Raw genomic sequence first — 15,242 nt, 5'->3', positions numbered from 1 at the left:
CCTCATCCGACATCCACGTGCGCCTTGATCCTGAATCAGGGGCAATGCGGGTCTTTCGGGCCCGCCGAGTCGTAGAAGAGGTACTCGTCCCCGACGCAGAGTGGACGCCAGAAGAGGCCCAGGCAACGAGGCCAGGTGCTGTCGCTGGAGACCTCATCGAACTCGAAGAGATGGATGCCGATATGGGTCGCATCGTTGCGGCCCAGGCTCGCCAGGCGCTCCAGCAGCGCCTCATCCAGATCCAGCGCGACCTGACCATGCAGTCGTTCGCCGAGCGTGCGGGTGAGATTCTCACCGGCGTCGTGATGCGCGTCGATCGCCGCAACCTCGTCCTGGACGTGGGGAAGGCGGAGGCATACCTGCCTGCAACGGAGCAGTCGCAGCTCGACACCTTCCGCATCGGCGAAAACGTCAAGGCACTGCTACTGGAAGTGCGAACAACCCTTCGTGGCCCAGAGATCCTTCTGACGCGTACGCATAAGAACTTCGTCAAGAAGCTCTTCGAACTTGAGGTTCCTGAACTGACGGCGGGCACGGTGGAGATCACCTCAATTGCTCGTGAGCCGGGGAGCCGCACCAAGATTGTTGTTGCAACGAAGCAGGTCGGACTCGATCCGGTCGGCGCAGTTGTGGGCCAGCGTGGTGCACGCGTGCAGGCTGTTGTTGAAGATCTTGGCGGTGAGAAGATCGACATCATCGCGCACACCGACGATGCAGCTGAGGCGATTGGGCGAGCCCTCTCACCGGCGCCCGTCGTTTCGGTCACCGTTGATGAGGCGGCGAAGTCGGCAACCGTCGTGGTTCCCGAGCGCGCACTCTCGCTTGCAATCGGCGCCGGCGGACAGAACGCCCGCCTAGCGGCGCGACTCACCGGATTCCGCATCGACATCGCCAGTGATGGAACCGGAGCTGCTGAGGTGCCTGCAGTGGCCCCAGCGGGCGAGGAGGCCTAAGACGCCCGCCGTTCGTGCGCGCACCTGCGTGGCCTGTCGGCTGACACAGCCGCCAGAGACGGTCGTGCGGTACGGAGCCTCCGCAGATGGAGTGGTGCGAGCGGGCGCTATTGGCGGTCGAGGTGCGTGGCTCTGCCAGAGCGGCGACGAGGCACACGACCTGCTGATTGGTGAAGGACTACGACGAGGGTTGAAGGGTCGCATCGCGGCCACAGATCTTGAACAGATTCTGATTGAGCGACGAAGCCAACGAGACGAAAGGGGGTAGCAGATGACGAAGCAGCGTAAGAGCATCCGTCCACCGCGCCCCGATCGCTTACCGCCGGAGCCGAAGCCAGCACGCGTTGCGCAGGTGCATGACGGCATCCTCGAGTTGCCCGCCTCAATCGCAGTCGGCGATCTTGCAACGCTGCTCAAGGTAAACCCCGCAGACATCATCAATCCACTGATTCGCAGTGGTGTCTTTGCCACCATGAACCAGGGCATTGATCGCGAGACCGCCTCCCTCATTGCGACCGAGCTCGGCTTCACCGTAAAGGAGCCGGAGCCTGACGAAGACGAGGTCGCGCCAGAGGCGACGCCTGAGGCCCTACCAGCTGCAACGAAGACAGAATTCTTCAGCGAAGATCCGGGCGCCGCACTTATCTCGCGCGCCCCCATCGTTACCGTCATGGGCCACGTCGACCACGGCAAGACGAGCCTGCTCGATGCGCTGCGCAAGACCAGCGTTGCGGAGGGGGAGCGTGGCGGCATTACCCAGCACCTTGGTGCCAGCCAGGTTCAGCGTGGCGACCGCTCCATCCTCTTCCTCGACACCCCTGGACACGAAGCGTTTACGGCGATGCGGGCGCGTGGCGCGCGAGTAACAGATATCGCCATCGTCGTCGTCGCCGCTGACGACGGCGTTATGCCGCAGACAAAAGAGGCGATCAGCCATGCTCGCGCAGCGAATGTGCCGATCATCATCGCGCTCAACAAGATCGATAAGCCAGATGCAAACCCCGATCGTGTGAAGACGGAGCTTGCGGAATCAAATGTCGTGATCGAGGATTACGGCGGCGATGTGCCGCTCGTTGCGGTGTCGGCCCGAACAGGCGCCGGTCTCGACGATCTCCTTGACATGGTTCTCCTCGTCGCCGATCTCGGTGACTACAAGGCCGATGCAGCGCGACTCGCGGTGGGCACGGTGATTGAGGCCCAGCGCGACAAGGGGCGCGGTCCGATCGCCACCGTGATCGTGCAGACGGGAACCCTCCGCGTTGGTGACCACATGGTGGTTGGTGCCATCTCAGGGAAGGTCCGCTCGCTGGAGTCGACCGATGGGGGCCGGATCAAGTTGGCTGGCCCCTCAACAGCAGTAGTCGTCTCGGGCCTGCCCGAGGTTCCAGTCAGCGGTGAAATCTTCCGTACCGCGGTGGACGAGAAGGAGGCCCGCTCCTGGTCTGAGGCCGCCGCCGACGCCACGAGCGCCGGGCGCGATAGCGGCCACGCCACGATGGAGGACCTCTACAAGCGCATTCAGTCTGGAGCTGGCAAAGAGGTCCGCGTCATTCTGAAGTCCGATGTGGCCGGATCACTCGGCGCCATCGAACACCAGCTCGAGAAGATGCAGAGCGATGAGGTGCGCATCAACGTGCTCCTCTCGGCCACGGGGGAGGTCACCGAGAACGACATCCTGCTCGCCTCAGCATCTGATGCAATCGTGCTCGGCTTTACTACGACGCTCACCCCAGGTGCGCGCCGCATGGCTGAAACCAACAAGGTTGACGTGCGCCTCTACGAGATCATCTACGAACTCGCCGACGATATGAAGGCTGCGCTTGAGGGGATGCTTGATCCCGAGAAGTCAGAGGTGGTCGAAGGGCGCGCCGAGGTGAAGCAGCTCTTCCCTGGAAAGGGCTTTGTCATTGCAGGTTCGATCATTCGCGAGGGCCGAGTTACGCGCGGCGCAAAGGTGCGCGTCATGCGCGGCGGTAACCTTGTTGCGACTGACGTGATCGAGTCGCTGCGTCGCTTCCGTGATGATGTTCGTGAAGTGAAAGAGGGCCAGGAGTGCGGTATTGGCCTTGGTGCAACGGTCACCGTCATCGAGGGCGACATCTTGGAGATCATCGGCGAGAAGTCGACGAGGCGGACCCTCTAAACATGTCTGAGCGGATGCCCCGTGTCGACGAGCTCCTCCGAGAAGAGATCAGTGCCCATATCGGACGATCTCTGAGCGATCCGCGGCTCGGCTTTGTGACCGTTACCTCAGTCTCTACGTCACCAGACCTGCGACACGCAAAGGTGTTTGTCAGCACGATCGGTAGTGAAGAGCAGCGCGTTGCTTCACTTGCAGCACTCAAGAGTGCCGCTTCGCACCTTCGCACCGTGATCGGCAAGGGGTTGCGCATTCGGCGCGTTCCCGACCTTCACTTCGAGCTTGATGAGGCAGGCGACCGCGGCGCACGCATTCAGCAGCTGCTCGGTAGCATTGCCGATGGGGGGCTCCCACCTGAGACCCTCTCGCCGCTTCCAGCCCCAACCCGTACGGGGGTTGAAGAGAAGATCAGAAGGAGTAAGGGATGAGCGAGCAGGGGATCGTGCACGCAGCGGAATACGTGCGCCGAGCCGACGAATTGCAGCCGATGGCACTTGCGGCCGTTCCCACCAATGTGCTGGAGGCGCTCCGAGTGGCGAAGAGGCTATGGGTCGTGCCGCATGAGCGACCAGATGCTGATGCGCTCGGTGGAGCCCTCGGGCTCAAGGCGATCCTCGGTCAGTTCGGCGCGGAGGTCGCCGTGATCAGTGCCGACGCTCCACCAGCGGTCTATGACGTCATTCCAACAATCGGCGACGTCTCCCTTGAGGCACCGAGCTGGTCGCCAGATGCCATCGTGCTGGTGGATTGTGCTGATCCGAAGCGAGCCGGCCGCATCGGCGACCTGATCAATGCGCTACCAGCCTCTACACCACGGATCTTGATTGATCACCATGTTTCCAACGATTCAACCTGGCCCCTAGCCTGGGTTGATGCGCACGCCGCGGCAACCTGCGAAATGGTGAGCTTGATTGCGCTCGCGCTCAAGGCAGATCTCTCTGCAGATCAGGGGCGGCTCGCTACGACACTGGCAGCCGGCGTGATCATGGACACCGCCACCTTTCAGCATGGCAACACGACCCCACGAACTCTAGAGGTGGGTGGGCTCCTGCTTGCTGCCGGCGCACCAATCAGTGAGATTTCACGAAGGATCTACCGCTCAAAGCCACTCGCGCAGGTGCAACTGCACGCGTGCGTGTTGGCGACCTTGAAGTCCACTGATGGCGGCCGCACCGTGTTCGCGACGATGATGCTGGCTGACCTCACCGAAACCGGCGCAACGCTTGAGATGAGCGAGGGGATCGTTGATGCACTCGCGCAGGTCTCAGAGGCTGATGTCGCGATCTTCTTCAAAGAGGATGGACTGACCACCGCGCGCATCTCTGTGCGCACGAAGGGGGAGGGCCCCGACGCCACCGCCATCGTTGGCGCATTCGGTGGTGGCGGTCATGCGCGTGCCGCCGGAGCCACGATTGAGCGCCCCGTGAACGAGGCAGCCACTCTAGTCTTGGCGCGCGTGACGGAGCTTCGCGCGCACGCTGTAGCGGGCTGAGCGAATGGCGCGGCGACGGCCGAGCACTCCCGGCATTGACGGGGTCCTTCTCGTCGACAAGCCGAATGGTCCGACCAGCCACGACATCGTGGCTAAAATCCGCAGAATGGCTGGCCAACCCCGCATCGGCCATGGCGGCACACTCGATCCGTTCGCCACAGGCCTCTTGGTGCTCGTCCTTGGCCGCGCGACGCGCCTAGCGAGCCTGCATCTGGGCGGCGAGAAGCGCTACGAGGCGACCTTCTCGTTTGGCGGGGGGACCACAACCGATGATCTCGATGGCGAACGTCTGGACTTTGCTGGAGCACCCCCCTCGCAGGTTGCGATCAGTGCACTGCTGCCGCGCTTTCGGGGCACCTTAGAGCAGGTGCCGCCATCGCACTCCGCGAAGCGTACGGACGGCGTACGGGCCTATGAGCGAGCACGTGCAGGCGAGGTGGTTGAACTGGCGGCGCGTCCGATTGAGATCAAGCGGTTTGATGTTCTCGGCTGGGACGATTCGCACGCCGAGGAGCCGCTCATGCATGCACGGCTTGATGTGAGTTCCGGCACTTACATTCGCGCGATTGCACGCGACCTTGGCCGCGATGCAGGGAGTGGGGCACACCTCGTCGCGCTTCGTCGTGTGGGCTCTGGTGTCTTTGCAGTAGGGGAGGCGCACACCATGGAGCAGATCGCAGCCGCTGCGCTAGGCGGCGAACTTCGCGACCTGCTCTTGCCGCTCGACGCTGGACTCGACCACATTGCATCTACGGAGGTTGGCGAGAAGGGTGCGGCACTGCTGCGCGACGGCATTGCACTCCCGCTTGGCATGCTTGACAGTGCCGGCCAGCAGACGGCAGAGGGGAGCCCTCTACGGCTGCATGTGCATGGCGCGATCGCTGCGTTCGGTCGTCGCACGGCATTTGGCGCGCAACCTGAGCGCGTCTTCATTGAATCGAACGCACTGGTAGGGCAACGCCTGTGAGGCGAGTGCTTGGATGGGGCGAGCTGGCATCGGCGATGGCGGCAACGGAAGCCCCGCTTGGTTCAGTGCTGACGCTCGGAGTCTTTGATGGGCTGCACCGTGGCCATGTGCGCCTTCTCGCCGCCGCTGAGCGACTTGCCCGGGCGGCGGGGCTCAAGCGCGTGCATATCGGCTTCACGCCACACCCAGACCAGCTGATTCGGGGCGTAACCCCCCTTCAGCTCCTTGACGCGGGGGAGCTCGAGCTTCGTATGGCGGGGGCGGGTGTCGACCTCTGGTGCGATCTGCCTTTTACGCCAGAGACGCGCGACACCCCCTGGGAGAAATTCATCGAGCGTTTGGCTGAGGTGACGGCGGCGAAGGGGATCGTCCTCTCCCCAGAATCTGCCTTCGGGCAAAGCCGTCAGGGGACGCTGCCCAACGTTCGCGCCTGGGGTGCCGCCCACGGCCTGCAGGTCCATCCGGTAGCTGAGGCGACCGCTGGCGGAGCCCCCATCCGGAGCACCCGTATCCGGGTTGCCATCGCGGACGGGGACCTCACAGGGGCAGCTCGCCTGCTCGGTCGACCGTATGCCCTGGTCGGCGCCCTCAAGGGGGACCAGGTTCGCCTGCAGCCCTCCGTGGCGGCGGTACCACCACCAGGGGAGTACCGGGCTCGCGTTGGCGCGGCAGGACGCCCAGAGGGGCGGCTCCCCCTTGTGGGACGGCTCACCACCGTGCGCATCGGATCGGATGGGCTGACCGTCACCCTTCTATGTCCAGAGCAGGCAGATCGGCGCTTTGAGGGGGGGCCGATACGGGTCGCCCTGCTCGGTGGGAGCCTCTAAGCGTAGATTTGCTACCCTAAGGTCATCTAAGATGTGTTGAGGAGATGAGGGGTGCCCTTGGAGCACCTCCGATGTGAGGAGAACTACCACTTGCCACTAGACCAAGCAACAACCGCACGCATCGTTGCAGACAACGGGCGTCACGGTACTGACACCGGGTCCGCAGACGTTCAGATCGCACTCCTCACGGAGCGCATTCAGGGACTGACGGCGCACCTGCAAACCTTTAAGCAGGACAACCACTCGCGCCGCGGGCTCTTGAAGCTCGTCGGTCAGCGACGACGACTGCTGACATTCCTTAAGCGTGAAGATGCAGCGCGCTACGCCGCACTCTCCGAGAAGCTCGGACTTCGTCGCTAACCACCCCCCAGCCTTTGGCTGGGACTACATCGGCACGCTGACGGAAGAACCGCCAGCGGCCTGACAGGAGAACAGAATGAGCAACATCACCAGCGTATCCGCCGAGTTCGGCGGTCAGACCCTCACGATTGAGACAGGCCGAATGGCCCGCCTCGCCGGTGGCGCAGTCACCGTTCGCTACGGCGACACCGTGGTCCTTGGCACTGCAAACCGCAGCGAGCCACGACCAGGCCTCGACTTCTTCCCACTCACGATTGAATTCGAAGAGCGCATGTACGCCGCGGGGAAGATCCCAGGCGGATACATCAAGCGCGAAGGGCGAGCCTCTGAGAACGCAACGCTCTCCGCTCGTCTCACCGACCGACCAATTCGACCGCTCTTCCCAGAGGGGTACAAAGACGACGTTCAGGTTGTAATCACCGTGCTCAGCGCGGACCAGGAGAACGACCCAGACATTCTCGGAACGCTCGCCGCCTCTGCGGCGTTGACGATTTCCGAGATTCCATTCCTTGGGCCAATCGGTGCAGTCCGCGTCGGCATCGTGAACGGTGCCTTTGTCATCAACCCAACCTTCGATCAGCTCAAGGAGAGCGATCTCGATTTGGTGGTTTCAGGAACAGTCAGCGCGATCATGATGGTCGAGGCCGGCGCCAACCTGATCACCGAAGACAAGATGGCCGAGGCCATTGAGTTTGGTCACAACGCCATCAAGGCGCTCGTTGCCCTGCAGGAGGAGCTGCGCGCCAAGGTCGGCAAGGAGAAGCGCGTTCCATACATCGAGCCAAGCACCGACAGCGTGCTGGCGTTTGCTGAGGCAGCTGCAAATGGCGGCACCTTTGTGATCGTTGACACTGAGACGACCGGCCTTGATTCGAAGATTTCGGATCTGGTCGAAGTCGCTGCAGTGAAGATCAAGGGTGGCAAGATCACCGACCGCTGGAGCAGCTTTGTTGACGCCGGCAACGGCATCGTCGGCGCCCAGATGCACGGCATCACCAACAAAGACATTAAGGGTGGCCTGACGCCGAAGGCGGCAGCCGAGAAGATTGCTGAATTCGCCAAGGGCGCAATCCTTGTCGGACACAACCTAGGCTTTGACGTCGCCTTCCTCGACGAGGCACTCGGCAAGGGGCGCACCTTCGCGACCGAGCAGGGGAGCTACCTCGACACCTACGTCCTCTTCAAGGAGGCGTACCCAGAGAGCGAGTCGTTCAAGCTCGGAGATCTCGCACGCGTCTATGGCGCAGCGACAACTCCGAACCATCGAGCCGCTGCTGACGCTGAAGCAACAGCAGAGCTCTTGCTGATCCTCGCCAACGATCTCCCAAGTCGCCTCGCGGCGCTCAAGGAGGGGATTGCCGATTCGATCCGCGCTGCACGTAGCGGCAAGGGCGAGCCAAAGGCGATCTTTGAGGCGGCACGTCGCAAGGCGCGCGTGGGCAAGAACCTCTTCGGCTGGATGCACAAGAAGACAGCACGCAGCCTCACGATGAAGGAGGGGATCCGCCTCGACGGCCGTAAGGCTGATGAGATCCGCAAGATCTCGGTAGAGGTTGGTCTCCTTCCACGCGCACACGGTTCAGGCCTCTTCACCCGTGGTGAGACGCAGGCGTTGAGCGTGGCCACCCTTGGCCCAGTGGCACAGGGGCAGCGTCTCGACACGATCTCGCCGATCACCGAGAAGCGCTACATCCACCACTACAACATGCCGCCATACAGCACCGGCGAGAACAAGCCGATGCGTGGTCCAGGGCGACGCGAGATTGGGCACGGAGCCCTTGCTGAGCGCGCACTGATCCCAGTGCTCCCATCAATCGAGGAATTCCCATACGCCATCCGAGTCGTCTCGGAGTGCGTGACGTCCAACGGATCAACCTCAATGGCCTCAACCTGCGGCTCGAGCCTCTCACTCCTTGATGCCGGCGTGCCGCTCAAAGCGTCGGTCGCTGGTGCTGCGATGGGCCTGATGTCGGAGCCAGATGGTGAGTTCATCGTCCTCACCGACATCCTCGGCAAAGAGGATGCCTTCGGCGACATGGACTTCAAGGTGACGGGGACCCGCACAGGGATCACCGCCTTGCAGATGGACATCAAGGTGCAGGGGATTAACGGAGCGATCATTCGCACCGGCCTCAAGGATGCGCTCGCTGCGCGCCTCGAGATCCTCGACAAGATGGACGCGATCATCAGCACCGCTCGACCAGAGCTCTCTGATTTCGCTCCACGCATCACCACGATCAAGATTAATCCAGAGAAGATCCGCGACATCATTGGTAAGGGTGGCGCGGTCATCCGCAAGTTGCAGGATGACTTCCAGGTCAATATCAACGTGCAGGACGACGGCACCGTGCAGATCGCTTCGGCTGACCCAGAGCGCACCAAGGGCGTCCTTGATGCGATCAACGGGATCACCAAAGAGGTCGAGCTCGGCGCGCTCTACATGGGCAAGGTCACGCGCATTATGGGCTTCGGCTGCTTCGTCGAGATCCTTCCAGGTAAGGAAGGCCTCGTACGTATCGGCGAGCTCGCTGATTATCGCGTGAACACCGTCGAGGATGAGGTCGCCGTGGGCGACGAGATCATGGTTGTGGTCACCGAAGTCGACCGCCAGGGTCGCGTCAACCTGTCGCGCCGCGCCGCCATGCAGCGTCACAAGGCCGCACCTCAGGAGTAACCGTGCTCCTAAACGCTAGGAATTCAACTGAGGACTTGCGGTTAATCCGCAGGTCCTCAGTCGTATACTGGGCAGCATGAGCAACGTGTCAAACCCAGAGGGCTACGTCGTCGCCGTGCTTGGCGCCACCGGCCTCGTTGGGCAAACCATGATTTCGGTACTTGAAGAGCGCAACTTTCCTGTGCGCACGCTCATTCCATTGGCGGCGACAAGCGGTGGTCGAACGGTGAGCTTTCGGGGCGCTGACATCCCTGTGCGGCAGGTTGTTCCTGAATCCTTCGCAGGCGTAGATATCGCGCTCTTTAGTGCGGGTGGAGCCGCGAGCCTGACGTATGCGCCAGAGGCGGCGGCACGAGGCTGCGTTGTTGTCGACAATTCCAGCGCCTGGCGGATGGATCCGAGTGTTCCGCTGGTTGTGTCCCAGGTGAACCCTGCGGCACTCAGCACCCACAACGGCATCATTGCCAATCCAAACTGCTCGACGATGCAACTTGCACCGCTACTCAAGGCGCTCTCTGATGCGGCCGGACTGCAGCGAGTCGTTGTTGCCACCTATCAGGCAGTCTCAGGAGCGGGCGCAAAGGCCATCGCGGATCTTGTCCAGCAACGCGCCACCGTGGTGAACGGCGGCGTACCCGCCTCAACGATCTACCCACACGCCGTAGTGGCGAGTCCCATCCCAGCCATTGATCTATTCCTCCCCGACGGCTCAACCAAAGAGGAGGCGAAGGTCGTGAACGAGAGCAGGAAGATCCTCGACCTCCCGGGCCTACGTATCTCTGCAACCGCTGTTCGTGTGCCAGTCGACCGGAGTCACTCCGAGGCGGTGCATGTTGAGCTAGCCCGGGCGCTCAGTCCCGACCAGGCTCGCGCCGCATTTGCTGCACTGCAGGGGGTGACGGTTGTTGATGACCCTGCGAGCAACTCTTACCCACTGGCGGCAGATGCGGCCGGCAGCGACGAGATCTATGTTGGGCGCGTTCGCACCGACGCCAGCGTTGAGCATGGGATTGCCTTCTGGGTGGTGAGCGACAACGTGCGCAAGGGCGCCGCAACGAACGCCGTGCAGCTTGCTGAACTCTTGGTCAGCATGAACCTGGTCTATGGAGCGAACCACGACGCCTGATAGGGTCGCCCTCGAGCTCGCCTCGGTAGCCCGTGACGCCTCCACCTGCACGGCGTGCGGGCTCTCGGCGACGAGAACACAGGCGGTCCCTGGTGAGGGGAGCCCTACAGCAGCGTTAGTCTTTGTCGGGGAGGCTCCTGGGGCACGAGAGGACGTAGCCGGCCGCCCATTTGTGGGTGCCGCTGGCCGCCTTCTGGACGACCTGCTGGCCTCCATCGGCCTCCGGCGCGAGGAGGTCTTCATCCTGAATACGGTGAAGTGTCGACCACCAGAGAACCGCAACCCACAACGATCTGAGATCGAGGCATGCGCGCCACTCCTCTCACGGCAACTGCAAGCGCTGCAGCCGCGGGTCATCGCCACCCTTGGGAGGCACGCTCTTGCTGTCTTTGCGCCCAACGCGAAGATTGCAGAGGTGCATGGACGTCCGTACACACAGACAGAGGGTGGCCAACAGGGAGGTGCCGTGCTCTTCCCCCTGTATCACCCTGCAGCGGCACTGCACAACGGGAGTTTGCGACCAACCCTGGAGCGCGATATGGCGGCTTTGCGGGAGCACTTCAACGCGGATGCTCGCGAAGGGGCGGGGGAGGCTACCCTACGCGAGGTGGATTCGGTGCCGACTCGGCCCCGTCCCAGGACGCAAGGGGAGGCTGAATGACCCAACGCCCGCAACCAGCACGCCGACCAGCTGAGGCGAGGCGTCCCCAGGAGACCCGCCGCCCCCATAAGGCGGCTGCGAGCGGACCAGCACTTCGCCTGATCCCGCTCGGCGGCATGGGGGAGATTGGGAAGAACCTCTACCTCTACGAGTATGAGGGCACCATCATCCTCGTCGATTGCGGCCTCGCCTTCCCCGACGAGACCACCCTTGGCGTCGACATCATCATTCCTGACATTAGCTACCTGCGCGCACGCCGCAGCGCCGTGAAGGCGGTCCTCATCACCCACGGGCACGAGGATCACGTCGGTGCGCTCCCGCACATCCTCCCCGAACTCCCTGGAGTGCCGGTCTACGCCAGCACCCTTGCACGCGGACTCCTCGCCAACAAGCTGAAGGAGTTCAAGGTCACCGCAAACCCGTTGCGCCCGCTCGATCCGGGCGGTCGACTTGCGGTTGGACCGTTCACGATCGAACCCTTCCGCGTCGGCCACTCCATCCCAGACGCCATGGGCTACGCAATCCATTCACCTGTTGGAACGGTGATCCACACCGGCGACTTCAAATTTGACCAGACTCCAGCCGATGGCAAGACGGTAGACTTCGCCATGCTGGCAAAGTTCGGCGCACAGGGGGTGCTTGCACTGGTGTCGGATAGCACGCGCGCTGAAGCACCCGGGTACACGCCAAGTGAGCAGGTCGTTGGCCAAGCGTTCAAAGGGATCATTAGCAGCGCACCTGGCCGAGTGATCATCGCAACCTTCGCCTCGAACATTGCACGTATCCAGCAGGTGCTTGACGCAGCAGCGGAGTTCCATCGCAAGGTCGCCGTCGTCGGACGCTCAATGGAGCAGAACGTCAAGATCGCACGCGACCTTGGCTATCTAAAATTCCCGACCCCACTCCTTGCCAAAGAGGAGATTGCGCGCCGAACGAAGGAGCCGCTCGTGATCGCCACCACCGGCGCGCAGGGCGAGCCGATGGCCGGACTCGCGAAGATGGCGAACGGAGAGCATCGCAACGTGGAGATTCAGAACGGCGATACCGTCATTGTCTCCGCATCACCGATTCCAGGCAACGAAGAGGCGGTCGGTCGAACGATTGACAACCTCTTCAGGTCCGGCGCCAACGTCATCTATCACTCCATCGCACAGGTGCACGTCTCAGGTCACGCCTCGCAAGAGGAGCTGAAGATGATGCTCGCACTCACCAAGCCGAAATACTTCGTGCCGATGCACGGTGATATGCGCATGCAGGTAGCCCACGGGCGACTTGCAACACAAATGGGGGTACCACCAACCGCGGTATTCATCATCGATAACGGCACGCCGGTCGAGTTCTCTGCAGACGGCAGTGCGCGACGTGGCAAACCGGTTGAACATGGCTCTGTCTTTGTTGATGGTTCGTCGGTGGGCGAGATCAGCGAAATCGTCCTCCGCGATCGACGGACCCTTGCTGACGATGGCATCGTTGTCGTAATCGCAACGATCGATGCACGTACCGGTAGGCCTGTCGGTCGCCCGGCACTCGTCACCCGCGGATTCCTCAACGGTGATGAGGACAACAAGCTCGTTGAAGAGGCGATCACGATCGCCCTGAAGGCAATCCAGCACAAGGGCGACCGTGGGGCAGAGGTGGGACTGATCAAGGCGCAGCTGAGTGAATCGGTATCGCGATTCCTTGGTAAGGAGACTCGACGTCGCCCACTCGTGGTTCCTGTGGTGGTTGAGGTTTAAGCGATGGCAAAACGGGGAGGGGAGGGCACAGGGCGCGCGGCTCGCCGAGGCCCGCTGGCATCACGCTCAGCACTCCGCACGCTAAGCTCACTCGCCTTTGCTGTCACTGGCGTCATCTTTGCTGTCGGCCTGATACTTCCCGGACGTGGGGCTCTCGCCGACGTGTTGCGCGACGTGCTTGCGCCATGGTTTGGCGCGGGGCGCTGGCTGGTCCCAGTACTGCTCATAGGCTTCGCCGTCTGGATCGAACGCCGTGCCGCCACCGCTTCACGAGTCCCTCTGCGCATTGCCCTGTCGCTCCTTGCCCTTGTCGGGCTGCTCGCGCTCGTTGAGATCGTCTTCCCAACCCACGGCGGCCGCATCGGAAGCATCGCTGGCGGCGGCGCTGCGAGCCTACTCACCGGCATCGGTGCCTTCGCAGCATGGGCCGGGATCCTGATCAGCGTTGGGCTAGTCCTGGCTGAATCTACGGTGCGGAAGCTCTTCGCCACCCTCTTTGCGGGGGCGAAGGTGGGGGCGGAGGTGCTGGGCGAAGGGGTTGAGAAACTTGCCGCGGAACGCGAGCGCATCATGCAGGAGCGTGAGGCTGCCCGTGCCTCTGAAGCTGCTCGAGTTCGTGCTGAGGTGGCGAGTCAACCAGTGATTGACGCTGCGACCGTTACGGTCACTACTGCACCCGTATTAGCCACAGAAACCACTGCCGAAGCAGACGATGCAAACGTACGCGCTGGTGCCCCCGCACGCGGACTCGGGGGCGGCGCTGCAAGCGGAAGCGCAGCACCTGCTGCCAGGACTAGAGCGAATGGTGCAGTCTCGTGGCAACTACCCTCCACGGGCCTTTTGGATGCTCCAGGAAAGTCCGTCAGCCCAAACGCAAGCATCCATCAGACGAACGCCGCGATCATCGTGCAGAAGCTGCGAGATCTTGGGATTGAGATCACCTCCGTCACGGCCAATCCAGGGCCGGTTGTGACTCAGTACGAGTTGACACCTGCACCAAATGTGCGGATAAGCCGCATCGAAGGCCTTGGCGATGACCTGGCAATGGCGTTGAGCGCTCGCTCAATCCGCATTGAAGCACCGATCCCCGGCAAGGCTGTTGTTGGCATTGAGATCCCGAATCACGAAGCAGAGGCGATTCGCTTCAAGCCACTACTTACGCCGACTGACAAGGCGGGTGCATGGACACCGAGCCAGGCCATCCCGTTTGCTCTCGGCAAGGATGTTGGTGGAGTGCCACAGATCCGAGACCTTGCCAGCATGCCGCACCTCTTGATTGCAGGAGCGACGGGCTCAGGGAAAAGCGTCATGGTCAACGCCATCATCGCCTCATTCCTCTTTGCCCGTACTCCGCAAGAGCTACGCATGATCTTGGTCGACCCGAAGCGCGTTGAGCTTTCGGGCTACAACGGCCTACCGCACCTACTTGTTCCCGTGATCACCGAATCACATAAAGCAGCTTCTGCCCTGAAATGGGCAGTCCTCGAGATGGAGAATCGCTACCGCATGTTCGCAAGCGCCGGCGCACGAAATCTTGAGGGTTATAACTCCAGCCGTGAGGATTTCAACGATCGGATGTTCTCTATCGTGATCATCATTGACGAGTTGGCCGACCTGATGATGCAGGATGGCCGAGAGACGGAAGAGGCAATCGTGCGGATCGCGCAGAAGGCCCGTGCCACTGGCATCCATCTGATCCTTGCCACACAGCGCCCGTCGGTCAACGTGGTCACAGGGCTGATCAAGGCAAACATTCCGAGCCGAGTCGCCTTCTCCATGGCGAGCCAGATCGATTCGCGAACGGTGCTTGATGCTCCGGGCGCCGAAGATCTGATCGGCCGCGGTGACATGCTCTTCCAGCCATCTGATGCCCCAAAGCCCACGCGTATGCAGGGAGTTTTCGTCTCAGATCGCGAGATCAACGCCGTGGTTACCCATTGGCGCGATCAAGGGCTGCCAGATTACCAACTGGGCATCGTCGCTTCCGCCGAGCGAAGTGGCGGCGGAGGGACGGATCGTGGACGCGACGACGAGCCGGCAGACAGACTCTTCGATGAGGCGGTGCAGGTTGTTGCCGAACACGACCGCGCCTCTGCTTCGCTGCTGCAGCGCCGTCTGCGTATTGGCTACGCGCGAGCCGCTCGAATCATCGACCAGCTCGAAGAGAAGGGCTATATCGGATCGTTCGATGGTTCGACCGCCCGGGTAGTGAATCGCGACAAGATCGCCGCTGAGGCAAATAGTGCCGCCAATAAGGGCGAGGCCGCGGTGAACGCAGCGGGGGAGCTAGGGGAGGAGTCTTAAGC

General features: G+C 62.3%; 13 protein-coding genes. All 13 read left to right on the top strand.

Features of this window, described 5'->3' with window-relative positions:
• The coding region (nusA, locus tag AC3LCN_RS03735) for a transcription termination factor NusA (protein WP_488648744.1) at positions 1–953 on the top strand (953 nt) is incomplete at its 5' end.
• Complete coding sequence (locus AC3LCN_RS03730) at positions 898–1,221, top strand: DUF448 domain-containing protein (RefSeq protein ID WP_488648748.1); 324 nt, start codon at positions 898–900, stop codon at positions 1,219–1,221. The genes nusA and AC3LCN_RS03730, both read left to right, overlap by 56 nt.
• 3 nt (positions 1,222–1,224) lie before the next feature.
• Positions 1,225–3,096 (top strand): translation initiation factor IF-2, encoded by a 1,872-nt coding sequence (infB, locus tag AC3LCN_RS03725; protein ID WP_488648743.1) that lies wholly within the window; start codon positions 1,225–1,227, stop codon positions 3,094–3,096.
• A 2-nt stretch (positions 3,097–3,098) separates the two neighbouring features.
• Entirely contained in the window at positions 3,099–3,521 is a 423-nt protein-coding gene (rbfA, locus tag AC3LCN_RS03720) for a 30S ribosome-binding factor RbfA (protein ID WP_488648742.1), read from the top strand.
• On the top strand, positions 3,518–4,585 hold the full coding sequence (locus AC3LCN_RS03715; RefSeq protein WP_488648741.1) for a DHH family phosphoesterase: 1,068 nt from the start codon (positions 3,518–3,520) through the stop codon (positions 4,583–4,585). The genes rbfA and AC3LCN_RS03715 overlap by 4 nt, the downstream gene beginning before the upstream one ends.
• A gap of 4 nt (positions 4,586–4,589) precedes the next feature.
• Positions 4,590–5,552 (top strand): tRNA pseudouridine(55) synthase TruB, encoded by a 963-nt coding sequence (gene truB / locus AC3LCN_RS03710; RefSeq protein WP_488648740.1) that lies wholly within the window; start codon positions 4,590–4,592, stop codon positions 5,550–5,552.
• 35 nt (positions 5,553–5,587) lie between these two features.
• Complete coding sequence (locus AC3LCN_RS03705) at positions 5,588–6,379, top strand: hypothetical protein (RefSeq protein ID WP_488648739.1); 792 nt, start codon at positions 5,588–5,590, stop codon at positions 6,377–6,379.
• 90 nt (positions 6,380–6,469) lie between these two features.
• Positions 6,470–6,739, top strand: a complete 270-nt coding sequence (gene rpsO / locus AC3LCN_RS03700; protein ID WP_488648738.1) for a 30S ribosomal protein S15 — start codon at positions 6,470–6,472, stop codon at positions 6,737–6,739.
• A gap of 76 nt (positions 6,740–6,815) precedes the next feature.
• Positions 6,816–9,413 (top strand): polyribonucleotide nucleotidyltransferase, encoded by a 2,598-nt coding sequence (gene pnp / locus AC3LCN_RS03695; protein WP_488648737.1) that lies wholly within the window; start codon positions 6,816–6,818, stop codon positions 9,411–9,413.
• A 76-nt stretch (positions 9,414–9,489) separates the two neighbouring features.
• Positions 9,490–10,539 carry an aspartate-semialdehyde dehydrogenase gene (locus AC3LCN_RS03690; protein ID WP_488648736.1) on the top strand — a complete coding sequence of 350 codons (1,050 nt, stop codon included), beginning with the start codon at positions 9,490–9,492 and terminating at the stop codon, positions 10,537–10,539.
• Complete coding sequence (locus AC3LCN_RS03685) at positions 10,517–11,200, top strand: uracil-DNA glycosylase (RefSeq protein ID WP_488648735.1); 684 nt, start codon at positions 10,517–10,519, stop codon at positions 11,198–11,200. The genes AC3LCN_RS03690 and AC3LCN_RS03685 overlap by 23 nt, the downstream gene beginning before the upstream one ends.
• Positions 11,197–12,936 carry a ribonuclease J gene (locus AC3LCN_RS03680; protein WP_488648734.1) on the top strand — a complete coding sequence of 580 codons (1,740 nt, stop codon included), beginning with the start codon at positions 11,197–11,199 and terminating at the stop codon, positions 12,934–12,936. The genes AC3LCN_RS03685 and AC3LCN_RS03680 overlap by 4 nt, the downstream gene beginning before the upstream one ends.
• Before the next feature lie 3 nt (positions 12,937–12,939).
• Positions 12,940–15,240 carry a DNA translocase FtsK gene (locus tag AC3LCN_RS03675; protein ID WP_488648733.1) on the top strand — a complete coding sequence of 767 codons (2,301 nt, stop codon included), beginning with the start codon at positions 12,940–12,942 and terminating at the stop codon, positions 15,238–15,240.
• Positions 15,241–15,242: the final 2 nt, after the last annotated feature.

Origin of the sequence: Candidatus Limnocylindrus sp., assembly GCF_040397215.1 — a bacterium.
In the GTDB taxonomy this organism is placed as follows: domain Bacteria; phylum Chloroflexota; class Limnocylindria; order Limnocylindrales; family Limnocylindraceae; genus Limnocylindrus.
Note: the sequence above shows the minus strand (reverse complement) of the source record. Positions and strands in the feature narration are given on the sequence as shown.